This is a genomic window from Nocardioides sp. NBC_00850, from assembly GCF_045207335.1.
Taxonomy (GTDB): Bacteria; Actinomycetota; Actinomycetes; order Propionibacteriales; family Nocardioidaceae; genus Nocardioides.
Genome location: NZ_CP108845.1, coordinates 3341020 through 3366305 on the forward strand (window position 1 = coordinate 3341020; position 25286 = coordinate 3366305).

The following is a 25286-nucleotide window of genomic DNA, read 5'->3' on the forward strand; positions in this document are numbered from 1 at the left end:
TTGCCCGGGACATCGATGGACCATAACGACTAATGTTATGGAGATCACATAACGAGGCGCTGCCTCGTGGACCCGACGCGGCCTGCGTGGCACGACTCCGTGGATCAAAACGACGATGGAGGGTGCAATCAGATGCACGTGCGAAAGTGGCAAATCGGAGCAGTAGTCGCAGGTCTGCTCGCTGTGACCGGCTGCGGCGTTCCCGGTGGCGGAGGCAGCAACGATGCCGGCGACACCGAAGAGGGAGACGGCAGCATCCAGATCCTCGGCGCGATCCCCGAGGGCGAGGCAGTTGGGCTCAACGCAGCCCTCGACACGTTCACCAAGGAGACCGGGATCGAGGTGACCTACACACCCTCCACGGACTTCACCACCGAGATCCGCACCAAGGTCAACGGAAACGACGCGCCCGACATCGCGCTCTTCCCGCAGCCCGGTCTGGTCGGTGACCTGACCGAGTCGGGTGACACGCTCCCGCTCGACGACCTCATCGACGTCGGCTCGCTCGACGACACCATGATCCCGGGCCTGATGGACTCGGTCGAGATCGACGACAAGACCTACGGCGTCCCGATCCGCGTCTCGATGAAGTCGCTGGTCTGGACCCCGAAGAACTTCGAGCAGTCCGGCTACAAGGCGCCCGAGACCTGGGACGAGCTGCGGGGCCTCGAGGACCAGATGATCGCCAAGGGCCAGACCCCGTGGTGCCTCGGCGCCGAGGCTGGTGCCGACACCGGCTGGGTCTACACCGACTGGGTCGAGGAGATCGTCCTGCGCCAGGAGGGCCCGGAGTTCTACGACGAGTGGGTCTCCCACGAGGTCCCCTTCAACGACCCGAAGATCGTCGAGGCGATCGAGACCATGGGCGACATCATCAACAAGCCGAAGAACGTACGCGGCGGGGCCGACGGCACCCTGAGCGAGCCCTTCGGCGACTCTCCGCTCCCGCTCTTCGACGCGAAGCCGGGCTGCCAGATGCACCGTCAGGCCAACTTCATCACCACCTTCTTCCCGAAGGACGTCCAGCAGGACCTGGCCGGCAACGTCGGCGTCTTCGCGCTGCCGGGCAGCATGGAGGGCGGCTTCGAGGGCAACCCGGTGCTCGGCGGCGGTGACATGGCGACCGCCTTCACCAACGACACCGATGTGGTGGAGCTGATGGAGTTCTTCGCGTCCCCCGACTTCGGTGCCGAGTGGGCCAAGGCCGGCGGCTGGCTCTCGCCGAGCGTCGAGTTCGACAACTCCAACTACGCCGACCCGATGTTCGGAGAGATCGCTACCCTGCTGCAGGACGCCGACACCTTCCGCTTCGACGGTTCGGACCTGATGCCCGCGCAGGTGGGCGCCGGGACGTTCTGGAGCGAGATGAACGCCTACGTCGGAGGTGAGAAGAGCGCTCAGGAGGCGGCCGACGCGATCGAGGAGAGCTGGCGAGGATGAGCGATGATCCTTACCTGAAGATCCTCAACGGCCTGATAGCGATCGTCCTCGGGGTCGGCGGCACCGCCGCCCTCTACTGGCTGCTCAACTTCCTCTCGGGCCTCCTGCCCGGCAAGTGGGACAGGCGCGTCAAGCCGTACGTCTTCATCGGCCCGGCCATCCTGGTGGTCACCGTCTTCCTTGTCTACCCGGCCGTGATGACGGTGATCTACAGCTTCGCCGATGACAACAGCATCAACTGGGTCGGGTTCGGGAACTACACGGCGCTCTTCCGGGACGATGAGTTCATCGGCACGTTGGTCAACAACCTGCTCTGGATCCTCATCGTCCCGGCGGCCAGCGTCATCGTCGGCCTGCTCGTGGCGGTGCTGGCCGACCAGCTCAAGGCGTTCCCGGAGCGGGTCGCGAAATCGGTCATCTTCATGCCGATGGCGATCAGCTTCGTCGGGGCGAGCACGATCTGGGGCTTCGTCTACGCGACCAGGTTCGCGCAGGGCGACAAGCAGATCGGGCTCCTCTCGGCGATCTCGACCAGTCTCGGGTTCGAGCCGGTCGCCTGGCTCCGCATCCAGACCGGCAACCTCAACGACCTGCTGCTGATCGTCATCATGATCTGGTTGCAGGCGGGGTTCGCGATGGTGCTGCTCTCCTCAGCGATCAAGGGTGTCCCCGACGACACCGTGGAGGCCGCGCGCATCGACGGAGCCAGCGAGGTCCAGATCTTCTTCAAGGTCGTCGTACCGCAGATCTGGCCGACGGTGATCGTGGTCTTCGTGACCATCCTCATCCTGGTGATGAAGGTTTTCGACATCGTCTACGTGATGACCGGTGGTCGGTCCGGCACCTCGGTGCTGGCCAACACCTTCGTCCTCGAGCTCTTCGAGTTCGGTGACGCCGGACGTGCGGCCGCGGTGGTCGTGGTCCTGATGGTCGCCGTGATCCCGGTGATGATCTACCAGATGCGCCAGTTCAAGAAGCAGGAGGCCGGTCGATGAGGAGCTTCACCCTCGGCAGCGTCGCTGTCCGTGTGGGCATCGTCCTGCTGTGCGTCCTGTGGTTCATCCCGACGCTGGGTCTGCTGATCTCGTCGTTCCGCGACGAGGCCGACGTGAAGTCGTCGGGCTGGTGGACGGTCATCACCGACCCGTTCTCCCAGTGGACCCTCGACAGCTACTCGCAGGTCCTCGAGAGCGGGATGGCCAACGCCTTCGTGAACTCGATCGTCGTCTCCGTCCCCGCGACGGTGCTGCCGATCATGATCGCCGCGTTCGCTGCGTACGCGTTCACGTTCATGCGGTTCCCGGGGCGCAACGTGCTGTTCATGGTGATCGTCGGGTTGCTGGTGGTCCCGCTGCAGGTGGCGTTCGTGCCGCTGCTCAACCTGTTCGGGCTATACGACCTCAACGGCAGCTTCCTCGCGGTGTGGCTGGCCCACACGGCGTTCGGGATGCCGTTGGCGGTCTTCATCCTGCGCAACTACATGGCGACCCTGCCGCAGGAGATCATCGAGTCCGCCGAGATCGACGGGGCCTCCCACTACCAGACCTTCTGGAGGCTGATCGTGCCGATGTCGGTGCCCGCGCTGGCAGCGTTCGCGATCTTCCAGTTCCTCTGGGTCTGGAACGACCTTCTGGTCGCGCTCATCTTCCTCGGGGCAGGTGACAACGAGGTCGTCACGATCACGTTGCGCGACCTGATCGGCGACCGTGGCCAGGAGTGGCACCTGCTCACCGCGGGTGCGTTCATCACGATGACAGTGCCGCTGATCGTGTTCTTCTCGCTGCAGCGCTACTTCGTCCGTGGGCTCACGGCCGGGTCCGTCAAGGGCTGAGTTCGGTCCGCAAGCGGCGGGCGTCATGTCTCCTCCGGGGGCATGGCGCCCGTTTCGCGTCCGGGGGGCCTCTACAGGGTCGGAGTCGCGCGCTGTACGACCGCCAACTGGTCGCCGCCGGCGAGCATGCCGTATGTCCCGCCGTGGCCCGGCAGGCGGCTGGCGCAGAAGATGTCGGCCACCTCCTCGGGGCCGTGCTGGACCAGGAGGCTTCCCTGGAGGAGGGTCGCCATGCTGCCGGCCAGACGCCTGGCTGAGCGCTCCAGCTCCTCGGGACTGGTCATCGACTCGCCCAGGAGGGAGAGGGTTGCGTCGACGGCCCGGTCGTAGCGCCGGTCGGCGCCCTTGGCCTTGCCGACCTCGGTGATCCACGCGTCGAGGACCCCGGGTTCGCGCTGGATGGCGCGCAGGACGTCGAGGGCGTTGACGTTGCCGGAGCCCTCCCAGACCGAGTTGAGCGGGGACTCGCGGAAGAGCAGCGGCATCACCGACTCCTCCACGTAGCCGTTGCCACCCAGGCACTCCAGCGCCTCCGCGACCATCGCCGGGGTGCGCTTGCAGACCCAGAACTTCGCCAGCGGCAGGCCGATGCGGCGCAGAGCCCGCTCGTGCTCGTCATCCGGTCGGTCGACGGCGGCGGCCAGGCGCATCGCCAGGGTCGTGGCCGCCTCGGACTCGACGGCCAGGTCGGCGACCACGTTCTGCATCAGCGGCTTCTCGGCCAGGGTGGCGCCGAACGCGGAGCGGTGGGCGACGTGCCAGCTCGCCTCGGCCACGGCCCGTCGCATCAGGGCGGCCGAGCCCAGCACGCAGTCGAGGCGGGTGGCGGCGACCATCTCGATGATGGTGCGTAGGCCGCGGCCCTCTTCGCCCAGCCGGTAGGCGGTGGTGCCGCGGAACTCGAGCTCGGAGCTGGCGTTGGAGCGGTTGCCGAGCTTGTCCTTGAGTCGCACCACGTCGAGGCGGTTTCGCTCTCCCGAGGCAAGGACGCGGGGGAGGAGGAAGCAGGTGAGGCCGTTGGGCGCTTGGGCGAGGATCAGGAAGACGTCGTTCATCGGGGCCGAGGTGAACCACTTGTGCCCGTGCAGCTCGTAGACGCCGTCGCCGACGGGATGGGCCTCGGTGATGGTCTCGCGCACGTCCGAGCCACCCTGCTTCTCGGTCATCCCCATCCCCGCCAGGGCGCCGAGCTTCTCGGCGGGGTCGCGGAGACCGAAGTCGTAGGTCGTGGAGGCGAGCCTCGGCACCCACTCCTCGGCGAGGGACTCGTCGGCGCGCAGCGCGGGGACTGCGGCGTACGTCATGGAGATCGGGCACAGGTGGCCGGGCTCGGTCTGGGACCAGGCCAGGAACCCGGCGGCGCGGCGTACGTGGGCGTGCTCATCGCCCTTCTCGGCCAGCGTCCAGGGCGTGGCCGCCAGACCATGGCCGACGGCCCTGTCCATCAGCCAGTGCCAGGAGGGGTGGAAGGCGACCTCGTCGATCCGGTTGCCGTAGCGGTCGTAGGGGACCAGCTCGGGGTGGAAGCGGTTGGCGAGGCGGCCGTGCTCCTGTGCCTCGGCGGTGCCGGCCTCGGCGCCCAGGGAGACGAGCGAGTCGAGGGTCTCCTCGCCTGCGTGACGCAGGACCGCCGCCGACAGTGCGGCATCCCCGGTGACCACGTTGTGACCCGCGAGCGCGGGCGCCTGGTTGGTGACACGGCGGATGTCGGAGGCACTCATGCAACAGACGATAGAGCGCGGCGGATAGGGTCACAGATGTGTCCGAGACATCTGCATACGCCCCGAAGTGGGCCGGTGTCGAGCAGGTCGCTCTTCCCGAGACGGTGCGGTCGCCTTGGTGGCAGCTCGGGCGCCGGCTGCTGGCCGCGCTGGCGATCCTGGTCGGGACGGTCCTGCTGGTCTATCTCGACCGCGACGCGTACGCCGACAACAACGATCCCACCGGCCAGATCAGCCTGGTCGACGCGATCTACTACACGACGGTGACGCTGAGCACGACCGGCTACGGCGACATCGCCCCGGTCGAGGCGCACGCGCGGATGATCAACGCGTTCATCATCACGCCGGCCCGCATCGCCTTCCTGGTGCTGCTGATCGGCACCACCCTCGAGGTCCTCACCAAGCAGGGCCGAGACCTCATCCGAGTCGCTCGCTGGAGGAAGAAGATGTCCCAGCACATCGTCGTCGTCGGTTACGGCACGAAGGGCCGTAGCGCCGTGGAGACGCTGCTCACCAGCGGAGCGGATCCCGAGGAGTTCGTCGTGGTCGACCCGGACCCGGTGGCGCGCTCGGATGCCCACTCCGACGGGATCGCGGTGGTCACCGGCGATGCGACCCGGCGCGAGGTGCTGATGCGGGCGGGCGTCAAGGACGCCGAGCAGGTCATCATCACCACCAACCGTGACGACTCCAACGTGCTCACGATCCTGACGGTGCGGCAGATCAACCCCGAGGCGTGGATCGTCGCTGCCGCGCGCGAGCGCGAGAACGCGCCGTTGATGAAGCAGTCCGGAGCCGACTCGGTGATCACCTCCGCCGACGCGGTCGGCCGGCTGATGGGTCTGTCCACCATCTCGCCGACCCTGGGGTCGGTCATGGAGGACCTGCTCAACTCCGGCACCGGCCTGGAGGTCGCCGAGCGCGACCTGCTGGTCAACGAGGTCGGCAAGCAGCCGCAGCAACTGGCCGACCAGGTGATCGCGGTCGTACGCGACGAGAAGGTCTTCCGCTACTTCGACCCGGTCGTCGGCACCCTGTCGCGCGGGGACCGGCTGGTCGTCGTGCGGGCCGCGAGGGAGCTGCCCTGGGCGCCGCGTCCGGGGACGCACGGCGAGGACACCGCGGAGGCGTAACACCCGCCGAAATAGAAGTCAGCCGCTGGCGTCTCGGGTCACCAGCGGCTGACATGGAAGAGATTAGCGGACGGTCCGGTGGGCTTCAAAGAGTTGATCTGCACTTTTATGAAGATGGCCCAGATGGGCTATGCCGGGTAGTTCGAGGCGGTGGTGCGTGGCGGTTTCGAGGCCGCTCGTCATGCCTGGGATGATGTACGCATGACCGAGGCGCCCCACAGCCCCGGGTCTGCCGACGGGCAGCCGGGCCTTTCCGAGAACGAGAAGCAACTGCTGGACTTCGAGCGCTCCTGGTGGTCGGCCGGCACCGGCCGCGACGAGGCGGTCCGAGAGCAGCTCGGGATGAGCGCCGCCGAATACCATCGAGCCGTCAACGACCTGATCGACAAGCCCGAGGCGCTCGCCTACGACGGCGTCCTGGTGCGCCGGCTGCGACGGCAGCGCGACGCGCGGCGTACGCAGCGCTCGAAGAACCCGCGCTCATAGCCCTCTTGGGTGGTCTGAGTAGCCCGGTCGGGTCATTTGCAGTCTTATGCATTGCAGATGCTTGCACGTGTTCGGGTTCGTCGGCTAACGTTCTTCTTGTCAGCCGCTGGTGACCCGAGACGCCAGCGGCTGACTTCTGTTTTGCCGCGCGAACTGACGCATCCGTCATGTTCCCATGGGTATTCATATGTTGTCGTAAATACGACTCCGTGCATTGCGCGGTTATGAACCACTAACCTGATTGACCGGCTGCGCGGCCGATCGCCACTGTCCATGGGTCAGCATCGGCTGCTCCGCTTCGGCGGGGCCGGCTCAAGGAGAGTCTGCGTGAACAACAGACGCGTAGCGCAGGGCCTGACCATGGCCCTCATTTCGGCAGTGGCCGCCATCAGCATGCCCACAGGCGTGCAGGCGGCCAGTGACCCCAAGCCCGGCAAGGAAGCCGCGGCGTCCCAGGAGACCGACGACGGCCGCGCGGTCGTCAGTGGCAAGGAGGCCAGGACCAAGGCGGAGAAGTCGGCATCGGCCTTCGTCGCCGCCGACCCCGCGGCGCTGAAGCTCGGCGCCAAGGACCAGGCCGTCAGGCTGAAGACGTACCAGTCCTCCGGACTGCAGTATGTCTCCTACGACCGCAACCACCAGGGCCTGCGCGTCGTCGGCGGTGACTTCGTCGTCGCCGCGGACGCCGAGGGCAACCTGCTGGGCACCTCGGTCGCCCAGGACGCCCCGGTCAAGGTCTCCACCACGAAGCCCGCGATCACCGAGGCGAAGGCCGAGAAGGTCGCCAAGGGCCAGGTGACCAAGCCGGCGGTCGAGTCCAGCGAGCTGGTCATCGTCCAGGGCGAGTCCGGTTCGGACCTGGCGTACGAGACGATCGTGACCGGCACCCGAGCGGGCGAGCCCTCCCGGCTCTCGGTGTTCGTCGACGCCGCCACCGGCAAGGTGCTCTCCACCAAGGAGCACGTCGTCGAGGGCACCGGTAACTCGGGCTACTCCGGGTCCGTGTCGATCTCGACGCAGCTCTCCGGCTCGACGTACTCCATGACCGACCCGTCCGCGACGACGCTCAAGTGCCAGAACTCGAGCGGCAACGTCACCTACACCGGCACCGACGACTCCTGGGGCAACGGCGACCCGACCAACCGGGAGACCGGCTGTGTCGACGCGTTCTACGCCGCCCAGCAGGAGAAGGGCATGCTGACCTCGTGGCTGGGTCGCTCGGGCATGGACGGCTCGGGCGGCTGGCTCCCGATCCGGGTGGGTCTGGCCGACGTGAACGCCTACTACGACGGCACCCAGGTGCAGATCGGCCACTCGCAGTCCGGCTCGCGCTGGATCGGCTCGCTCGACGTCGTCGCGCACGAGTTCGGCCACGGCATCGACGACCACACCCCCGGTGGGATCTCGGGTGGCAACACCCAGGAGTTCGTCGCGGACACCTTCGGTGCGGCCACCGAGTGGTACGACAACCAGACCGCCAACGACACCCCTGACTACACCGTTGGTGAGGAGGTCGACCTGGTGGGCGCCGGCCCGATCCGCAACATGTACAACCCATCGCTGGTCGGTGACGACAACTGCTACTCGTCCTCGACGCCGGGCGACGAGGTCCACGCCGCGGCCGGACCGGGAAACCACTGGTTCTACCTGCTCGCCGAGGGCTCCAACCCGACCAACGGCCAGCCGACCTCGCCGACCTGCAACTCGTCCACCGTCACCGGTGTGGGGATCCAGAAGGCGATGAAGGTTATGTACAACGCGATGCTGCTGAAGACCTCGTCGTCGTCGTACCTGAAGTACCGCACCTGGACGCTCACCGCGGCCAAGAACCTGTACGGCACCACGACCTGCACCGAGTTCAACGCGGTCAAGGCCGCCTGGAACGCCGTCTCGGTTCCGGCCCAGACCGGTGACCCGACCTGCACCCCGGGTGGCGGCAGCAGCCCCGTCACGGTGGCCTCGCCGGGCTCGAAGACCGGCACTGTCGGCACCGCGATCTCGTCCTTCACGGTCACGGCCTCGGGCGGCACCTCGCCCTACACCTACACCGCGACGGGCCTCCCGGCGGGCGTCTCGATCTCATCCTCGGGCGCGGTCTCCGGTACGCCGACCACGGCCGGCACCTACACGCCGACGGTCACCGCGACCGACGCTGCCGGTGTGACCGGCAGCGTGCAGTTCACCTTCACGGTCTCCGGCACCGGTGGCGGCACCTGCTCGGGCCAGAAGCTGACCAACCCGGGCTTCGAGTCCGGCGCGACCGGCTGGACCGCCTCCTCGGGTGTGATCGACAGCTCGACCAGCGCGCCGGCGCACGCCGGGTCGTACAAGGCCTGGCTGAACGGCTACGGGTCGGCTCACACCGACACGCTCTCGCAGTCGGTCACCATCCCGTCTGGGTGTGCGGCGACGCTGACGTTCTGGCTCTACGTCGACTCCGATGAGACCACCACGACCTCGGCTTACGACAAGCTGACGGTCAAGGCGGGATCGACGACCCTGGCGACCTACTCGAACCTGAACAAGGGTTCGGGCTACGTCCAGAAGTCGCTCAGCCTCAGCGGCCAGGCGGGTTCGACGGTCACCCTCACCTTCACCGGTACGGAGGACTCCTCCCTCGGGACGAGCTTCCTGATCGATGACACGGCAGTGAATCTGTCGTAGGGGAGACAGAGCACGGCGCCCCGCCTCCTGAGAGGGAAGCGGGGCGCCGTCGCGTTCGTCGTACGTCAATCGCGCGCCGTGAGGCTCTGCTTATGCTGCTCCCCTGGCGGTGAGCACGAGCGGCCCGTCCTCGGTGATCGCGACGGTGTGCTCCATGTGGGCGCCGCGGGAGCCGTCGGCGCTGCGCAGGGTCCAGCCGTCGGGGTCGGTGAAGATCTCGTCGGTGGTGTGCAGGAACCACGGCTCGATCGCGATGACGAGACCGGGCTGCAGCTTGAAGCCGCGGCCGGGGCGACCGTCGTTGGCGATGTGCGGGTCGCCGTGCATGGTGCGGCCGACGCCGTGGCCGCCGAACTGGGTGTTGATCTTGAGACCCTTGGCGCGCGCGACGGTGGCGATCGCGTGGGAGATGTCGCCGACCTTGTTGCCGACGCGCGCGGCGTCGATGCCCGCGGCGAGCGCCTGGGTGGTGGTCTCGATCAGATCGAGGTCCTCCTGGCGGGGCGTGCCGACGACGACGGAGAGGGCCGAGTCGGAGACCCAGCCGTCGACGCTGGCCGCGAAGTCGACGCTGAGCAGGTCGCCGTCCTGCAGGTTGTAGTCGAAGGGCAGGCCGTGCAGCACGCCGTCGTTGACCGAGGTGCAGAGCACCTTCCCGAACGGCATCGCGCCGAAGCTCGGGTGGTAGTCGATGTAGCAGGACTCCGCGCCACGGTCCTTGATCATCTTGTGCGCCAGCTCGTCGAGCTCGAGCAGGTTGACACCCACGGCAGCGTGCTCGCGGAGTGCGGTCAGGACATCGGCCACGAATCGGCCGGCGGGCTTCATCTGCTCGATCTGGGTCGGGGTGCGCAGTTCGATCACAGGCACAGCGTATCCTGAGAACGGTTCTCACTAGAATTCAGCGGTGCGTCAGCAGCGAGCATCGCGCAGCGCGGCCGCCTTCGACGTCAGGAAACGGCGCTCGGCGAGGTTGGTGGCCCGCACCGAGGCCAGATCGTACGCAGCGGCAGCACCGTCCAGGTCGCCGGCGAGCTCCAGCAGATGAGCGCGCACCGCCGGCACCCGCGGATGGTCGGCGAAGCCGGCGGCGCCGTTCTGAGCACAGTCACGCAGGAGCTCGTCGAGCAGCGCGAGCGCAGGGCCCGGGCCGTCGGCGTACCCGACCGCGACGGCCTTGTTGAGCGTCACGATCGGCCCCGGCGCGACCTTCTCCAGCAACCCGTAGAGCGCGGTGATCTGCAGCCAGTCGGTCGCCTCCGCGGTGGGTGCGCGATTGTGGAGCGCGGCGACGGCGGCCTGGATCTGGTAGGTCCCCGGCCGGCCGGTGCCGATGACGGTGTCGACAAGCGCGATCCCCTCGCGGGTGGCCTCGTGGCGCCACAGACTCCGGTCCTGGTCGGCCAGCGGCACCACGGCGCCGTGCGAGTCGATCCGGGCGGGGCGGCGAGCATCGAGCAGCAGCATCAGTGCGAGCAGACCGCCGAGCTCGCCGTGCGCGCTCCCCGTCATCCGGGCGAGCGCGGTGCGGGCGAGGCGGGTCAGCCGGATCGCCTCGGCGCACAGGTCGACCCGCTGCAGCTGGTCGCCCTCGGTCGCCACGTACCCCTCGTTGAAGAGCAGGTAGAGCACCTTCATCATCGCCGGGATCCGCGCGGCAAGGTCGGCGGCGCCGTCGATCCCGAGCGAGCGCCCCTTGATCGTCGCCTTCGCCCGAGAGATCCGCTGCGCCATCGTCTTCTCCGGGACGAGGTAGGCGTTCGCGATCTCCCGGGTCGTGAGCCCGCCGACCGCCCGCAGGGTCAGCGCCACCGCCGAGGCCGGAGTCAGGCTGGGATGACAGCAGAGCAGGAGTACGTCGAGGGAGTCATCTGCTGAAGCGGGGCCCGAAGCGGTCGGGTCAGCTCCGGAGGCCTCCTGCCCCTCGGGCTCGGCGAGAAAGTCGGCCTGCTCGCGGTCGCGGCGGCGCGACTCGCTGCGCTTGGCGTCGACGAGGCGGTGCATCGCGGTGGCGATCAGCCAGCCGCGAGCGTTCTCCGGGACGCCGCGATCCGGCCAGGTGCGTACCGCCTCGACGAGCGCCTCCTGCACGGCGTCCTCCGCGGTGTCGAAGTCCCCGCAGCGCCGGGTGACGACGGCGACGACCTGCGGAGTGAGGTCGCGCAAGAGGTCACCCGGCAACGCCTCGGTCACTCGATGCTCGCCTCGCCGAAGGCGATGGTGTCCTCGACGGCGGAGCCGTCGGTGCCGTGGTACATCCGGCGCACCTGGATCGGCTGCTGGACCGGCCGCCCGCCGGCGCCAGGAGCCGCGGAGTAGAGCCCGGCGATCTCCAGGCCACGCTCCTCGGTCTCGGCGTCGATGATCATGTAGCCGGCGACCCACTCCTTGAACTCCTGGAACGGGCCGTCGGTGACGGTCTTGTCGGCGCCGTCGGAGGTCACCACGAACGCCTGGTTCGGCGGCGTCAGGGCCTCGAGGTGCACCAGCTCGCCGGACTCGGTCAGCGCCTTGTTGAGCGCTTCGTAGTAGTTGGCATGGCCCTGCAGCTCATCAGCGGTCCAGCCGGCCATTCCACCGGGAGTCTCGTCGACACCACCGGAGTAGTTCAGGATCATCAGGTAGCGAGGCATGTCCTCACCCTTCCATTTCGAGCGCTCCTTGTAAGCGCCATTCACGAAGGGAACGGAGCCGGCTGCCCGATAACTACATGCTTCGGCGTACGACTTCGGCGTAGGTTTCTCGCCGTGCTGAAAGCCTATGACGAGCAGTTGCGAACCGATGCCGAGACCACCCGGGCGGTGTCGGTGACCCGGCACGGGCCGCTGCGGCTGGCCACCTTCGACGGTGGTCGAGGATTCATCTCCTACCAAGACCTCGACGGGGCCGACGAAGCCGCGATCGAGGAGCTGGTCGTCGCGGCGGTGGCGCACTTCGATGCCGACCGGACGGTCGAGGAGGTCGAGTGGAAGACGCGCGGGCACGACCACGCCCCCGGACTGCACGAGACGCTGCTGCGCCACGGGTTCGAGCCCGAGGAACCCGAGTCGATCATGGTCGGCGAGGCCCGGCTGCTGGCCGTCGACGTCCCGCTGCCCGACGGGGTCGGTCTGCGCACCATCACCGGAGAGGAGGACGTACGCGCCGCCAGCACCATGCAGGACGGTGTCTTCGGCTCCCCGGTCCTGGAGGCACGCGTGGACAGCCTGCTGCGCGGGCTCGCGGCGGGCGAGTCCGAGATGTGGGTCGCGGAGGCAGGCGGAGAGATCGTCAGCGCCGGCCGGATCGACATGGTGCCGGGAACGGAGTTCGCCGGCATCTGGGGCGGTGCGACGCTGGAGAAGTGGCGCGGCCGCGGCATCTACCGCGCCCTCACCGCCGCTCGCGCCCGCACCGCCATCGCCCGAGGCAAGCGCTACATCCACAGCGACTCCACCGAGTTCTCCCGGCCGATTCTCGAGCGCTCGGGGCTGGCGAAGGTCGGCACCACGACGCCCTACGTCCGGCGCAGCCCTCGCTGATCAGGGAGCGACCGACGCGTCCTGCCCCGAGGTGGCCAGCGACTCGGCGATCCGGCCGCTGGCTTTCAGGTCCTCGACCAGCTCGTGCAGAAAGCTCACAGTGGCAGGACGATGGTCGCGCGCGATCGCCACGGCCTGGCGGATCTGCATGAACCGCGGTTCGACCAGCCGCAGGCCGGGGTCGGCGGCGACGTGCCGGCTGAGGGGCTGGCGGATCCCGGCGGCGACCTCGAGCCCGAGCTCGCGGAAGGCGTCGATCCCGTCGGTGCCTCGTACGACCTCGGCGTTCTCCAGTGTGCGGGTCAGGAAGAGGTCGTAGGCGGAGCCCTCCTTCACACCGACCCGCACGCCGGGGCGGTCGACGTCGTCCGCGGTCCGGATCGGGGAGTCGGCCGCGACGGCGTAGACCCCCTCGATGAGGACGTACGGCGCGGTGAACTCGACCTCGGCGGCCCGGGCGGGCTCGACCGCGAGGAAGGCGACGTCGGCGGCCCCGGTCCGCAGCGCCTCGAAGGACTTGCGGGCGGCGTCGAAGCACTGGAAGGAGACCGGTACGCCGAGCCGGCTCGCCAGCTCCCGGGCGATGTCCACGGTGACCCCGCTCGGCGCCTCGGGGGTGCCCTGGGCGAGGACGGGATTGCCGAGGTTGATCGAGGTGCGCAGGGTTCCGGTCGGTGCCAGATCGGCGGCGAGCTGGATCGGGTCAGGCATCAGGGTCCTTCGGCAGGAGAGTACGGATCGGGTCACCGGCCAGCCAGGCGGCGATGTCCTCGACGGCGCCACCGTAGAAGCGGCGGTAGTTGTCCTCGGTGACGTAGCCGAGGTGCGGCGTCGCGACCACGTTCGGGAGGTGGCGCAGCGCATCGTCGGCGGGAAGCGGCTCGACGTCGAAGACGTCCAGGCCCGCTCCGGCGATCGTGCCGGAGCCGAGGTGGGCGATGAGCGCCTCGGTGTCGACCAGGCCGGCACGCGAGGTGTTGACCAGGTGGGCGGTCGGCTTCATCGAGGCCAGATCGGCGTGTCCGACGATGTGTCGCGTCGTCTCCGAAAGCACGAGATGGAGCGAGACGATGTCGCTGGTCTCGAACAGGATGGCCTTGTCGACCGCGCGCACGCCGAGCGGCTCGGCGCGCTCGGCGGTGAGATGGGGGCTCCAGGCGATCACCTCCATCCCGAACGCCTGCCCGACGGCCGCGACCCGGGCGCCGATCTTGCCGAGCCCGAGCAGGCCGAGGGTCCGGCCATGGAGGTCGCTCCCGACCGTCCGCTGCCAGCCGTGACCGGTCGCCTCGGTGACGACGTGGCGGGTCAGCGCGTGGATCAGCGCCCAGGTCAGCTCGACCGGTGGGTGCGGGCTCGACGGGGTGCCGCACACGGTGACCCCGAGCCGGGCCGCCGCAGCGAGATCGATCGAGGCGTTGCGCATCCCGGTCGTGACCAGCAGCTTCAGGTCGGGCAGCCGTTCCAGGACGGCGGCAGGGAACGGCGTACGCTCCCGCATCGCCACCACGATCTCGGCACCATCGAGCGCCCGGACCAGCGCGTCCGGCCCGAGATGCTCGGTCAGCGAGATCACCTCGACCCCGTCGAGAGAGTCCCATGCGGCGTACGTCCTCGCCACGTCCTGATAGTCGTCGAGAATCACGCAGCGCACGATCGCAACCTATCGGGTGGCTGGTGTTCTGCTGTGGGCAGATCTGCCTGCGGCAGATTCGCTGGAATCCGGCGTACGCCTGGATCAGGCTCGACAGCATGACCCAGACACCCATCACGGCCGGGCCGCTCGATGAGCAGCTCACGGCGCGACTGCAGAACCAGAGGATCATCGTGCTCGGCCAGGAGGTGGACGACGCGATCGCAAACCGGATCTGCGCGCAGCTGCTCCTGCTCAGCGCCGAGGACCCGCACCGCGACATCTCTCTCTACATCAACTCACCCGGCGGCTCGGTGACGGCCGGGATGGCGATCTACGACGTGATGCACCTGATCCCCAACGACGTCTCCACGCTGGGGATGGGGATGGCGGCGAGCATGGGGCAGTTCCTGCTCACCGCCGGCACTCCGGGCAAGCGCTACGTCCTGCCGCACACCGAGGTGCTGCTGCACAAGGGGTCCGCGGGGATCGGCGGCTCGGCGGCCGACATCGAGGTGCAGGCCGCACGGCTGGCGCGGATGACCGAGCAGATGCTCCGGATCACCGCCGAGCACACCGGTCAGAGCGTCGAGCAGATCGACCAGGACTCGCTGCGCGACCGGTGGTTCACCGCCGAAGAGGCGCGTGAGTACGGATTCGTGGACGAGGTGCTCAACGACGTGCAGTCGGTGACGCCGGTCCAGCAGCGCAGTGCCGCCTTCGGTCTCTCCGCGGCTGGGGGTGCCCGATGAGCGAGCGTCAGCGAGCGAACATTGGATCTTTCATCGGGCCGCGTCCGTATTCTGGCGCTTGCGCTACGGAGGTGGCCCGATGAGCTCGTACACGATTCCCTCGGTCATCGAGAAGACCCCACGTGGCGAGCGGGCGCTCGACGTCTACAGCCGCCTGCTCTCGGACCGGATCGTCTATCTCGGTACGCCGATCGACGACGGGGTCGCCAACGTGGTCATCGCGCAGCTGATCCACCTGGAGTCGGACGCGCCCGACACGCAGATCGAGCTCTATCTCAACTCTCCCGGCGGTGACCCGACCGCGATGCTGGGTATCTACGACACGATGCAGTTCCTGCGTTCTCCGGTGGCGACCACCTGCGTGGGCCAGGCGGCGGGCTCCGCGGCCGTGCTGCTGGCCGCGGGGGAGCCGGGGCGGCGTACGGTCCTCCCGCACGCGCGGGTCGTGCTGCAGCAGCCGGGCCAGGACGGTCAGCGGGGCGATGTCACCGACCTGCAGGTCGCGGCGAAGGAGATCGGCCGGGTGCGAGCCGAGATGGACGCGCTGTTGGCGCGCCACACCGGTCAGAGCACCGACCAGATCCACGCCGACACCGAGCGTGACCTCGTCCTGGGGGCCGAGGAGGCGGTGGCGTACGGGCTGGTGGACGCGGTGCTGGAGAGCCGCAAGCTCGCCTCGGTGTGACCTGGGGTGACCTGGCCGGCGGAGGTCAGGCGGCGAGAGCCATGGGGCCGGACGGGCGGGCGCCCGCGCGCAGCGTGCGGGTGACCCGCTCGGTGAGGTCGACGAGGCCGAGGCCCAGCGCACCACCGACCGCCTCGAGCACCTCGGAGCTCGGCTCCTTGCGGCCGCGCTCGATCTCGGAGAGATACTGCGTCGAGACACCGGCATCGCCGGCGACGTCGGCGAGCGTGCGCTCCTGGCGGGACCGCTCGTCGCGGATCACCTGGCCGGCGGCCTCACGCCACAGCGGTGCCGGCTTGTCGTGGTCCGGCAGCGGATGGCCGGGAAACCTGATCACTTCGCCCATGCCAACACAGTAGCGCTCCACACGAGGGCCGAACGGGCCGTTCGCGCCGGGCGAACAGACCTCTTACCAGGGGTTATATCGGTCGAACGATAGATGACAAGGACTTGCCAGCGAGGCCCGACACCCCGATAGTGGTCGCACAGTTTCGATCTTTGTAGGTCTACTGTGCACGACCAGAGAACTTGTCGAGTCGTTGGTATCACGGGGGAATCGTGTTGCATCGCAAGCAGATCGCCTTGGCTGGAATGGCAACGGGGCTGGCCATGACGAGCATCGGGATTGGTGGCCTGATCGTCGGCAACGCCGGAGCGGAAGAGCCAGGACACAGCTACGCCACGGACGAGTCCGGGGTCAGCCTGATCTCGCCGGTCTCGCCGGTGGCACCGTTGGAGAAGTCGTCCTCGACGCCGTCGCAGGCCGGTCCACCCAGCCAGATGGGTCCGGGGAGCGAGGTTCCCGAGGTTGCCGAGCCGGTCCCGGCGAGCCCGCGGTCGGTCGAGGAGTCGGCAGACAGCTCGATGTCTCCGCTACCGGCGCGCCCCACTCAGGTGCCGTCGGAGCCGAGGCCTTCGGGCAGGCCGACCGAGTCGCCGAGCGAGCCCAGCCAGTCGCCGAGCGAAAGCCCGAGCGACCCGAGCGAGTCGCCGAGCGAGCCCAGCGAGTCGCCGAGCGAGCCGACCGAGTCACCGAGCGAGCCCAGCGAGTCGCCGAGCGAGAGCCCGACCGACTGACTCCGGCTCCTCGAGCGCCGGCCGCGATGCCCCCGGGTGGGTAACGCTCGCGGCGGCGCTGCCCTACGCTGTGCGCCACACCAGGCGCGGGGCGGGTACAGGGAGTCGAGTTGCAGAGCAAGCAGGTCGCCGTGGCAGGCATCCTGACCGGCGCGGTCATGACCGGTCTCGGGGTGGTCGTCCTACTCGCCGGCCTGGCGGAGGCCGAGCGACCCGATCGTGACCCGGTGACGGGTTTCGAGGACGTCGGGAACGCCTATCCCGATGTGGATCCGCTGCCGCCGGCGCCCGGATCGAAGCTGTCCGACGAGCCCTCGGACGGCTCGCCGGCGCGCCCGCCTGGTTCGGCGGCCGATCGTGACGGCGCGACGCACGAACCGGGGGAGGCCGAACCCTCCACGGCTGGCGACCCGGACCGGCCGACGGCGTCGCGTGAGCCGGAGGAGCCAGCCGAGACCAGTGGCTCGACGCCCACCTCCAAGCCCACGCTCACGACGGAACCGGAGCCGACCGCCGAGCCGACCGAGTCAGCCGATCCGACCACGGATCCGACGCCGACGGAGACCGCGACCCCGACTACGGAGCCGTAGTCACCATCCTCGCTCGCGCCACTCGGCGAGGTGCGGACGTTCGGCGCCGAGCGTGGAGTCGTCGCCGTGGCCCGGGTAGAACCAGGTCTCGTCGGGCAGGGTGCTGAAGATGCGCTCCTCGACATCGTCGAGCAGCTGGGTGAAACGTACGGGATCCTGCTGCGTGTTTCCGATGCCGCCCGGGAAGAGACTGTCGCCGGTCCACAGATGAGGCGTGCCCTCTGGGTCGCGGTAGACGAGAGCGACCGACCCGGGTGTGTGCCCGCGCAGCGCGATGACCTCGAGCGTGCAGTCGCCGACGGCGACCGTGTCTCCGTGGGAGAGCATGCGAGAGACCGGTACGCCGGTGGCCTCCGTGATCGCGGCGGCATCGGGCTCTCCGGCGAGCGTGGCGGCGCCGGTCGCGGCGGTGACGTCGGCCAGGGCTCGGTGGTGGTCCCAGTGCTGGTGGGTGGTGACGACGGTGGCCAGCTCCTCGCCGATGAGGGGGATCAGGGTCTCCGGCTCGGCCGCGGCGTCGATGAGAAGCTGCTCGCCGGTCGTTCGGCAGCGCAGCAGGTAGCAATTGTTGGACATCTGCGCGTCGACGGCGACCTTCGTGATGGTCAGCCGGCCGAGCTCGCGTACGTCGGCCGGGCCGCCCGGTTTCACCGCGCCTGTATAAGTGGTAGGTGCATCGCTCATACGTCTATGCAAGCACGTCGGACACGACTAGAAGTAAAATGTCGGTGCTCCGTGAGAGGGTGCCGTCTGGGAGTCTTCCCGGCGTCGTATGATGCGAACATCTGTTCGACGCAGTAGCGCGATGCGATAAGCACTGGACGAGGAAAGAACGTGGCGGAGCAGCAGCTGATCATCCGGGGAGCCCGGGAGCACAACCTGAAGGATGTCTCCCTCGACCTGCCTCGGGACTCGATGATCGTGTTCACCGGCCTGTCCGGAAGTGGCAAGTCGAGCCTCGCGTTCGACACCATCTTCGCGGAGGGCCAGCGTCGCTACGTCGAGTCGCTCTCGGCCTACGCTCGACAGTTCCTCGGTCAGATGGACAAGCCCGACGTCGACTTCATCGAGGGGCTCTCCCCGGCGGTGTCGATCGACCAGAAGTCGACCTCGAAGAACCCGCGCTCGACGGTCGGCACCATCACCGAGGTCTACGACTACCTGCGTCTGCTCTACGCGCGCGCGGGCCGTCCGCACTGCCCGACCTGTGGTGCGCCGATCGAGCGGCAGACGCCGCAGCAGATCGTCGACCACGTGCTCGCGCTGGAGGAGGGGCGTCGCTTCCAGGTGCTGAGCCCGGTGATCCGGGCGCGCAAGGGGGAGTACGTCGAGCTCTTCAGCCAGCTGCAGCAGCAGGGCTACTCCCGGGTGCGGGTCGACGGCGAGACCCACCAGCTCGACGCCCCGCCGAAGCTCGAGAAGCAGAAGAAGCACACCATCGAGGTGGTCATCGACCGGCTCGCGGTCAAGGAGTCCTCCAAGCGGCGGCTGACCGACTCGGTCGAGACCGCGCTGGAGCTCGCCGGCGGGCTGGTCGTCTTCGACTTCGTCGACACTGGCGAGCAGATGAAGTTCTCCGAGCGGATGTCGTGCCCCAACGACCACCTGCTCGACACCGACGAGCTCGAGCCGCGGTCGTTCTCCTTCAACTCGCCCTTCGGCGCCTGCCCGGCCTGCACGGGCCTCGGCACCCGGATGGAGGTCGACCCCGAGCTGGTCGTCCCCAACCCGGCAGCCACGCTGGCCGAGGGCGCGCTGCAGCCCTGGTCCCAGGCCCACGTCGCCGAATACTTCCTGCGCCTCCTGGAGGCTCTCGGCGGTGAGCTCGGCTTCGACCTGGACACTCCCTGGGACGACATCCCGGCCGCCGGGCAGAAGGCGATCCTCGATGGTCACGGACGCAAGGTGCACGTGGTCTCGGTCAACCGCTACGGCCGCCGCCGCTCCTACGACGCCGAGTTCGAGGGCGTACGCCGCTGGGTGGAGCGGCGCCACAAGGAGGCCGAGTCCGACACCACCCGGGAGCGCTTCGAGGGCTACATGCGCCAGGTGCCGTGCCCGACCTGCAAGGGCACCCGGCTCAAGCCGGTTTCGACCTCGGTGACACTGGGGGAGCGGAGCGAGGGCGGTCTCAACATCGCCGAGCTCTGCGCGCTGCCGATCAACGAGGCCGCGGAGTGGCTCGACCAGGTCGAGCTCAGCGGCCGGGAGCGGCAGATCGCCGAGCAGGTCCTCAAGGAGATCCAGGCGCGGCTGCGCTTCCTCCTCGACGTCGGCCTCGACTACCTCTCCCTGGAGCGACCCTCGGGATCGCTCTCCGGCGGTGAGGCGCAGCGGATCCGGCTGGCGACCCAGATCGGGTCCGGCCTGGTCGGCGTCCTCTACGTGCTGGACGAACCGTCCATCGGCCTCCACCAGCGCGACAACCACCGGCTGATCGAGACCCTCGAGCGGCTCAAGCGGCTCGGCAACACCCTGATCGTCGTCGAGCACGACGAGGACACGATCAAGGTCGCCGACTGGGTCGTCGACATCGGCCCCGGCGCCGGTGAGCACGGCGGCCAGGTGATCCACTCCGGCACGGTCGAGGAGCTGCTCGCCAACGAGCAGTCGGTGACCGGTCAGTATCTGGCGGGCCGTCGTGAGATCGCCGTCCCGGCCGTACGCCGCCCCCGCACCGCCGGGCGCGAGCTGACCGTCCACGGTGCCAAGGAGAACAACCTCAAGGACATCGACGTCACCTTCCCGCTGGGGCTCTTCCTCGCGGTCACCGGCGTCTCCGGCTCGGGCAAGTCGACGCTCGTCAACGACATCCTCTACACCGCCCTGGCCAAGGAGTTCTACCGCGCCCGCACCGTTCCGGGCCGGCACACCAAGATCTCCGGCCTGGACAACGTCGACAAGGTGATCCACGTCGACCAGTCCCCGATCGGGCGCACGCCGCGGTCCAACCCGGCCACCTATACCGGCGTCTTCGACCACATCCGCAAGCTCTTCGCCTCCACCCCGGAGGCCAAGATGCGGGGCTACCTGCAGGGCCGGTTCTCGTTCAACGTCAAGGGCGGCCGCTGCGAGGCCTGCTCGGGTGACGGCACGATCAAGATCGAGATGAACTTCCTGCCCGATGTGTACGTCCCGTGCGAGGTCTGCCACGGCGCGCGCTACAACCGCGAGACGCTCGAGGTGCACTACAAGGGCAAGTCGATCGCCGAGGTGCTCGACATGCCGATCGAGGAGGCGGTGGAGTTCTTCGCCGCGGTGCCCGCGATCGCGCGCCACATGAAGACCCTGGTCGAGGTCGGCCTGGGCTACGTGCGGCTGGGGCAGCCCGCGACCACGCTGTCCGGTGGTGAGGCACAGCGGGTCAAGCTCTCCGCTGAGCTACAGAAGCGCTCGACCGGGAAGACGCTCTACGTCCTCGACGAGCCGACCACCGGCCTCCACTTCGAGGACATCCGCAAGCTCATCGGCGTGCTCTCCTCGCTGGTCGACAAGGGCAACACGGTGCTGGTGATCGAGCACAACCTCGACGTGATCAAGACCGCCGACTGGATCATCGACATGGGTCCGGAGGGCGGCAACCGCGGCGGCACGGTGATCGCCGAGGGCACTCCCGAGACCGTGGCCGAGACCCCTGGCAGCCACACCGGTGGCTTCCTCGCCCCGCTGCTCGACGGCAAGGCCGCCGAGCAGCCGCCGGACAAGCCGGTGAAGGCGAAGGCGGAGCCGGCCAAGACCGCAGCCAAGAAGACGGCGGCCAAGAAGAAGCCGGCGACGCGGAAGAAGGTCAGCGCGTCCTGACCCGAGATCGAGATTTGCCCGAAGGTTTACACACGGCGAGGGACGCGTGTTGCCGACGTGCCTATTCTGGGCGGCATGAGTGAATCTCGAATCACCCGGCGGAAGGTCGTCACAGGCACCGCGATGACCGCGGTCGGCGTGCCTCTCCTGGCGGCCTGCGGCAGCGGTGACGGCGACACGGGCACCGGCTCCTCGGGTGACACCGGTTCAGGTGGCAGCGGCCCGCTGGTCGCGACCAGCGAGGTCCCGGTCGGCGGAGGCGTGATCGTCGCCGACCGCAACCTGGTCGCCACCCAGCCGACCGAGGGCACGTTCAAGGTCTTCTCCGCGATCTGTACCCATCGGAGCTGCCCGGTCACGAAGGTCGCCGGCGGCACCATCGACTGCCCATGTCACGGCAGCCGGTTCTCGATCGAGGACGGCTCGGTGACGCAGGGCCCGGCGACGAGTGCGCTGGAGGAGGTCGCCTTCGAGGTCACCGACGGCGAGATCGTCCCCAGCTGAGCTGGCCTGGTCGAGGCGTCGCCCCCGCAGGCCGAGGCGTCACGTGCTGCCCACTCGACCTGCAGAAGTGACGTTTCGGCAGGATTGGATCAGGCTCGCGCGAGGGCCTGTGCCCGCCACAGCTCGTCGCGCGGCGAGCGACGGCGGTCGAGACGAGCGTCGAGCAGCACCCGGGCCTCGTCCCAGCGGTCGGCGCGGAGCAGGGCGGCGATGCGGGCCTCCTCGATGATCTCCCGCTGCGCGTCGGAGCCGCCGAGGCGGCGGATCGACGGCGCGAGTGCCGCGAGCCGGTCGGCGGCGGCCGAGTTCTCGTCGCGAGCCATCAGCCCGAGCGCCTCGGCGAGCGGAGAGACGACGGTGGCCATGGTCGGATGTACGTGCCCGGCGGCCCACGACCTCAGCTCGTCAAGCGCACCGGCGTCACCGGTGGCGAGGTGAGTGACCGCGGTGTGCATCGCCAGGAACGGGGTGGCCGGCCGGATCATCGTCTCGCGGCCGGTGACGCGTACGACCTCGGCGATGTCGGGCACGTCGTGAGCACCCGGCGTGAGCGCCCACCGGAAGAGCAGCGAGCCGGAGTCGACCAGCGCCCGGCAACCCAGCGCATGGCCGGGCTGGAGCTGGGTCTCGTAGCGGCGGCGTACGGCTTCCAGGTCGCCCAGTGAGAGCTCGTGCAGCGCGGCGTGCCAGGAGAAGTGGGAGAGCGAGTCGATCTGGGCGCCGTCGCCGAGCACCCACGACGACATCCACGTGAGTCCCGCCTCGTGGTCGCCGGTCTCGTAGTGCGCGTGCGCACGGGCATGGGCGGAGTGGCCGGCGCCGGGCTCCACCGCCAGCGAGGCACAGGAGAGCGACATCGCGTCGTCGAAGCGGCGCTGCTCCTGGCGTACGAAAGCGAGCAGGCCGGCGAACCACCAGTCGTCACCGTAGGCGGGCCTGGCGCGTTCGACGATCGCCCACGCCTCCTCGGGCACCTCGGTGGCCCCGGCGAAGGCGATGGTCGGCACCGCGGTCGAGAGCAGCAGCGCGTCTCGCGGGAAGGCCGCCAGGTGGTCGATCAGTGGCCGCGGGTTGCCGCCGATGTGGGCATCGACCGCGTGGACGTGGCTGCGTTCGCGCTCGGTCGCCCGCCGGGCGTGCAGGCGAGCCTGCTTCAGGCGAGCGCCGACGTCGACGGGCGCGCACATCTCATGGCCGAGCAGTGCCAGCGCGGCGTGTCCGAGCGCGAACGTCGGGTCGAGGACGATCGAGGCCGCGAAGGAGGCGAGGGCGCCGTCCCGTAGACGGAGCACGTCGAGCAGCCCCTGGGAGTAGGCCAGGGCAGCTTCGTCACTGGTGGTCAGCGAGTATCCGTAGCGGTCACGACAAGGCACATAACCATACTAGACCACTAGACTTTAAAACCCAGGCCGGCGCGGCAGATTTCCCCAGACTCAGGGAGTGTCGGTGCCCGCCACTAGGGTTGGAACGTGCCCGATCCGCAGAGCTATCGCCCGAAAGCTGGGAGCATCCCCACCCAGCCGGGGGTCTACCGGTTCCGCGATCCCAAGGGGCGGGTGATCTACGTCGGCAAGGCGATCAACCTGCGTCAACGGCTCGCGAACTACTTCCAGCCGATCCCCAGCCTCCACCCGCGCACGGCCACCATGGTGACCACCGCGGCCAGCGTCGAGTGGACCACGGTCAACAACGACATCGAGGCGCTCCAGCTCGAATACACCTGGATCAAGGAGTTCGACCCGCGGTTCAACGTCAAGTACCGCGACGACAAGTCCTACCCCTGGCTCGCGGTCACCGTCGGCGAGGAGTTCCCGCGGGTCATGGTCGGTCGCGGGGCCAAGCGCAAGGGCACCCGATACTTCGGCCCCTACGGTCACGCCTGGGCGATCCGCGAGACCGTCGACATCCTGTTGCGGGTCTTCCCGATGCGCTCGTGCAGCAACGGCGTCTTCAAGCGTTCGCAGCAGATCGGCCGCCCCTGCCTGCTCGGCTACATCGACAAGTGCACCGCGCCGTGCGTCGGCAACATCTCGCCCGAGGAGCACCGCGAGATCGTCGACGACTTCTGCGACTTCATGGCCGGCCACACCGCGACCTTCACCAAGCGGATCGAGAAGGAGATGTACGCCGCGTCCGAGGCCCTCGACTTCGAGAAGGCCGCGCGGCTGCGCGATGACCTCGCCGCGATGCACCGTGCCCTGGAGAAGCAGGCGGTGGTGCTCGGCGACGGTGCCGACGCCGACGTGATCGCCCTGGCCGAGGACCCGCTCGAGGTCGGCGTGCAGATCTTCTACGTACGCGGCGGCCGCATCAAGGGCCAGCGCGGCTGGGTCGCGGACCGGATGGACGACGCCGACACAGCCGGCCTGGTCGAGCACTTCCTGCTCCAGCTCTACGCCGGCGAGGACGCCGAGGCGATCCCGCGCGAGATCCTGGTCCCTGCGCTGCCGCCCGACCACGAGACCTTCGAGGAGCTGCTCTCGGACGTACGGAAGGCGAAAGTCAGGATCCGGGTCCCTCAGCGCGGCGACAAGAAGACGCTCCAGGAGACCGTCGCCAACAACGCCAAGCAGGCCCTCGCGCTCCACAAGACCAAGCGCGCCAGCGACCTGACCATCCGCAACCGGGCGCTCGAGGAGATCCAGGAGGCGCTCGAGCTCGACGAGGTGCCGCTCCGGATCGAGTGCTACGACATCTCCCACCTGCAGGGCACCGAGATCGTGGCCAGCATGGTGGTCTTCGAGGACGGGCTGGCCCGCAAGTCCGAGTACCGCCGGTTCATCATCAAGGGCCAGGACGGCTCCGACGACGTGCGGGCGATGCACGAGGTGATCACCCGGCGGTTCAAGCGGCTTCTCGACGAGCAGTCGACGTCGATCGTGTCGACCGAGGTGGAGGGTGCCAGCGGTCCGATGCTGGTCGACCCGGAGACCGGCCGTCCCCGCAAGTTCGCCTATGCCCCCGGCCTGGTCGTCGTCGACGGCGGGGCACCCCAGGTGGCGGCCGCGCAGCGGGCCCTGACCGAGCTCGGCATCAACGACATCCCGGTCGTCGGTCTGGCCAAGCGCCTCGAGGAGGTCTGGGTCCCCGACGAGGAGGACCCGGTGATCCTGCCGCGCAGCTCCGAGGGTCTCTACCTGCTCCAGCGCCTCCGCGACGAGGCGCACCGGTTCGCGATCACCCACCACCGCGGCCGCCGGTCGAAGTCCATGGTGGAGAGCCTGCTCGACGACGTACCCGGCCTCGGCGAAGTGCGCCGCAAGACGCTGATGAAGCACTTCGGCTCGCTCAAGAAGCTCAAGGCGGCGACCGTCGAGGAGATCGCTCAGGTGCCCGGCATCGGCCCCGGCACCGCGACAGCGATCAAGACCGCTGTGGAGCAGACCGCGAAGAATGGCAAGGTTAGCGCCATCAACGTCACCACCGGCGAGATCATCGAGGAGTAGGT

23 protein-coding genes are annotated in these 25286 nt (G+C 68.7%); 14 read left to right on the plus strand and 9 right to left on the minus strand.

Features of this window, described 5'->3' with window-relative positions; genetic code table 11:
• Nucleotides 1-138: 138 nt before the first annotated feature.
• The 3 genes from OH802_RS16210 to OH802_RS16220 are packed head-to-tail and all read left to right on the plus strand — an operon-like array spanning nt 139 to nt 3271.
• Nucleotides 139-1440: an ABC transporter substrate-binding protein gene (locus OH802_RS16210; RefSeq protein WP_406020099.1), complete on the plus strand. Its 1302-nt coding sequence runs from the start codon at nt 139-141 to the stop codon at nt 1438-1440.
• Nucleotides 1437-2435, plus strand: a complete 999-nt coding sequence (locus OH802_RS16215) for a carbohydrate ABC transporter permease (RefSeq protein WP_406020101.1) — start codon at nt 1437-1439, stop codon at nt 2433-2435. Before OH802_RS16210 ends, OH802_RS16215 begins: the two co-directional genes overlap by 4 nt.
• Complete coding sequence (locus tag OH802_RS16220) at nt 2432-3271, plus strand: carbohydrate ABC transporter permease (protein ID WP_406020103.1); 840 nt, start codon at nt 2432-2434, stop codon at nt 3269-3271. Before OH802_RS16215 ends, OH802_RS16220 begins: the two co-directional genes overlap by 4 nt.
• Before the next feature lie 71 nt (nt 3272-3342).
• On the opposite strand, the gene OH802_RS16225 is transcribed toward OH802_RS16220, so the two are convergent.
• Nucleotides 3343-4992, minus strand: coding sequence for an acyl-CoA dehydrogenase family protein (locus OH802_RS16225; RefSeq protein ID WP_406020105.1), 1650 nt, complete (start codon nt 4990-4992; stop codon nt 3343-3345).
• Between the two features lie 38 nt (nt 4993-5030).
• Between OH802_RS16225 and OH802_RS16230 the strand changes: the two genes are divergently transcribed.
• From OH802_RS16230 to OH802_RS16240, 3 genes are all read left to right on the plus strand, one after another.
• On the plus strand, nt 5031-6125 hold the full coding sequence (locus OH802_RS16230) for a potassium channel family protein (protein ID WP_355227668.1): 1095 nt from the start codon (nt 5031-5033) through the stop codon (nt 6123-6125).
• Nucleotides 6126-6326: 201 nt separating this feature from the next.
• Nucleotides 6327-6611, plus strand: coding sequence for a DUF3263 domain-containing protein (locus OH802_RS16235; RefSeq protein WP_160022554.1), 285 nt, complete (start codon nt 6327-6329; stop codon nt 6609-6611).
• 327 nt (nt 6612-6938) lie between these two features.
• Nucleotides 6939-9275 (plus strand): M4 family metallopeptidase, encoded by a 2337-nt coding sequence (locus OH802_RS16240; protein WP_406020108.1) that lies wholly within the window; start codon nt 6939-6941, stop codon nt 9273-9275.
• A 90-nt stretch (nt 9276-9365) separates the two neighbouring features.
• On the opposite strand, the gene map is transcribed toward OH802_RS16240, so the two are convergent.
• From map to OH802_RS16255, 3 genes are read right to left on the minus strand one after another with little or no spacing between them, the layout of a single operon-like run.
• On the minus strand, nt 9366-10139 hold the full coding sequence (map, locus tag OH802_RS16245) for a type I methionyl aminopeptidase (RefSeq protein WP_406029317.1): 774 nt from the start codon (nt 10137-10139) through the stop codon (nt 9366-9368).
• A gap of 48 nt (nt 10140-10187) precedes the next feature.
• Complete coding sequence (locus OH802_RS16250) at nt 10188-11468, minus strand: RNA polymerase sigma factor (protein WP_406020110.1); 1281 nt, start codon at nt 11466-11468, stop codon at nt 10188-10190.
• Nucleotides 11465-11908 carry a YciI family protein gene (locus OH802_RS16255; RefSeq protein ID WP_406020112.1) on the minus strand — a complete coding sequence of 148 codons (444 nt, stop codon included), beginning with the start codon at nt 11906-11908 and terminating at the stop codon, nt 11465-11467. The genes OH802_RS16250 and OH802_RS16255 overlap by 4 nt, the downstream gene beginning before the upstream one ends.
• Before the next feature lie 114 nt (nt 11909-12022).
• Between OH802_RS16255 and OH802_RS16260 the strand changes: the two genes are divergently transcribed.
• Nucleotides 12023-12796: a GNAT family N-acetyltransferase gene (locus OH802_RS16260; RefSeq protein WP_406020114.1), complete on the plus strand. Its 774-nt coding sequence runs from the start codon at nt 12023-12025 to the stop codon at nt 12794-12796.
• Here OH802_RS16260 and OH802_RS16265 read toward each other — a convergent pair whose 3' ends face one another.
• Together OH802_RS16265 and OH802_RS16270 are read right to left on the minus strand one after the other, a co-directional pair.
• The gene (locus tag OH802_RS16265) at nt 12797-13507 is read right to left on the minus strand and encodes a transporter substrate-binding domain-containing protein (RefSeq protein WP_406020116.1); all 711 of its coding nucleotides are present in this window, start codon (nt 13505-13507) and stop codon (nt 12797-12799) included. It abuts the gene before it with no gap.
• Nucleotides 13500-14450 carry a D-2-hydroxyacid dehydrogenase family protein gene (locus tag OH802_RS16270; protein WP_406020118.1) on the minus strand — a complete coding sequence of 317 codons (951 nt, stop codon included), beginning with the start codon at nt 14448-14450 and terminating at the stop codon, nt 13500-13502. Before OH802_RS16270 ends, OH802_RS16265 begins: the two co-directional genes overlap by 8 nt.
• Nucleotides 14451-14548: 98 nt before the next feature.
• On the opposite strand from OH802_RS16270, the gene OH802_RS16275 reads away from it, so the two are divergent.
• A complete protein-coding gene (locus OH802_RS16275; RefSeq protein WP_378840260.1) occupies nt 14549-15181 on the plus strand; it encodes a ClpP family protease in 633 nt (210 codons plus the stop codon).
• Between the two features lie 79 nt (nt 15182-15260).
• Nucleotides 15261-15866, plus strand: coding sequence for a ClpP family protease (locus OH802_RS16280; protein ID WP_378840255.1), 606 nt, complete (start codon nt 15261-15263; stop codon nt 15864-15866).
• Between the two features lie 25 nt (nt 15867-15891).
• Here the strand turns inward: OH802_RS16280 and OH802_RS16285 are convergent, their stop codons facing one another.
• Nucleotides 15892-16212, minus strand: a complete 321-nt coding sequence (locus tag OH802_RS16285; protein ID WP_355227684.1) for a helix-turn-helix transcriptional regulator — start codon at nt 16210-16212, stop codon at nt 15892-15894.
• Nucleotides 16213-16475: 263 nt separating this feature from the next.
• Between OH802_RS16285 and OH802_RS16290 the strand changes: the two genes are divergently transcribed.
• On the plus strand, nt 16476-16943 hold the full coding sequence (locus tag OH802_RS16290; RefSeq protein WP_406020121.1) for a hypothetical protein: 468 nt from the start codon (nt 16476-16478) through the stop codon (nt 16941-16943).
• Nucleotides 16944-17053: 110 nt separating this feature from the next.
• Entirely contained in the window at nt 17054-17533 is a 480-nt protein-coding gene (locus OH802_RS16295; RefSeq protein WP_406020123.1) for a hypothetical protein, read from the plus strand.
• Here OH802_RS16295 and OH802_RS16300 read toward each other — a convergent pair whose 3' ends face one another.
• Nucleotides 17534-18217, minus strand: a complete 684-nt coding sequence (locus OH802_RS16300) for an MBL fold metallo-hydrolase (protein WP_406020125.1) — start codon at nt 18215-18217, stop codon at nt 17534-17536.
• A 150-nt stretch (nt 18218-18367) separates the two neighbouring features.
• On the opposite strand from OH802_RS16300, the gene uvrA reads away from it, so the two are divergent.
• Both uvrA and OH802_RS16310 read left to right on the plus strand, forming a co-directional pair.
• Nucleotides 18368-21334: an excinuclease ABC subunit UvrA gene (gene uvrA / locus OH802_RS16305; RefSeq protein WP_406020127.1), complete on the plus strand. Its 2967-nt coding sequence runs from the start codon at nt 18368-18370 to the stop codon at nt 21332-21334.
• 75 nt (nt 21335-21409) lie between these two features.
• Nucleotides 21410-21838, plus strand: coding sequence for a Rieske (2Fe-2S) protein (locus OH802_RS16310; protein WP_406020129.1), 429 nt, complete (start codon nt 21410-21412; stop codon nt 21836-21838).
• An 89-nt stretch (nt 21839-21927) separates the two neighbouring features.
• Here OH802_RS16310 and OH802_RS16315 read toward each other — a convergent pair whose 3' ends face one another.
• Nucleotides 21928-23211: a pyridine nucleotide-disulfide oxidoreductase gene (locus OH802_RS16315; RefSeq protein ID WP_406020131.1), complete on the minus strand. Its 1284-nt coding sequence runs from the start codon at nt 23209-23211 to the stop codon at nt 21928-21930.
• 96 nt (nt 23212-23307) lie between these two features.
• Here OH802_RS16315 and uvrC point away from each other — a divergent pair, with 96 nt between their 5' ends.
• A complete protein-coding gene (uvrC, locus tag OH802_RS16320) occupies nt 23308-25284 on the plus strand; it encodes an excinuclease ABC subunit UvrC (protein WP_406020133.1) in 1977 nt (658 codons plus the stop codon).
• Nucleotides 25285-25286: the final 2 nt, after the last annotated feature.

Bases quoted from the DNA above. Each gene is read 5' to 3' on its own strand.
- OH802_RS16275 (WP_378840260.1), top strand. From the start codon at position 14,549: ATGACCCAGACACCCATCACGGCCGGGCCGCTCGATGAGCAGCTCACG.
- OH802_RS16235 (WP_160022554.1), top strand. From the start codon at position 6,327: ATGACCGAGGCGCCCCACAGCCCCGGGTCTGCCGACGGGCAGCCGGGC.
- OH802_RS16290 (WP_406020121.1), top strand. From the start codon at position 16,476: ATGACGAGCATCGGGATTGGTGGCCTGATCGTCGGCAACGCCGGAGCG.
- OH802_RS16225 (WP_406020105.1), bottom strand. From the start codon at position 4,992: ATGAGTGCCTCCGACATCCGCCGTGTCACCAACCAGGCGCCCGCGCTC.
- OH802_RS16280 (WP_378840255.1), top strand. From the start codon at position 15,261: ATGAGCTCGTACACGATTCCCTCGGTCATCGAGAAGACCCCACGTGGC.
- OH802_RS16300 (WP_406020125.1), bottom strand. From the start codon at position 18,217: ATGAGCGATGCACCTACCACTTATACAGGCGCGGTGAAACCGGGCGGC.
- OH802_RS16255 (WP_406020112.1), bottom strand. From the start codon at position 11,908: ATGCCTCGCTACCTGATGATCCTGAACTACTCCGGTGGTGTCGACGAG.
- OH802_RS16265 (WP_406020116.1), bottom strand. From the start codon at position 13,507: ATGCCTGACCCGATCCAGCTCGCCGCCGATCTGGCACCGACCGGAACC.
- OH802_RS16215 (WP_406020101.1), top strand. From the start codon at position 1,437: ATGAGCGATGATCCTTACCTGAAGATCCTCAACGGCCTGATAGCGATC.
- OH802_RS16220 (WP_406020103.1), top strand. From the start codon at position 2,432: ATGAGGAGCTTCACCCTCGGCAGCGTCGCTGTCCGTGTGGGCATCGTC.
- OH802_RS16310 (WP_406020129.1), top strand. From the start codon at position 21,410: ATGAGTGAATCTCGAATCACCCGGCGGAAGGTCGTCACAGGCACCGCG.
- OH802_RS16285 (WP_355227684.1), bottom strand. From the start codon at position 16,212: ATGGGCGAAGTGATCAGGTTTCCCGGCCATCCGCTGCCGGACCACGAC.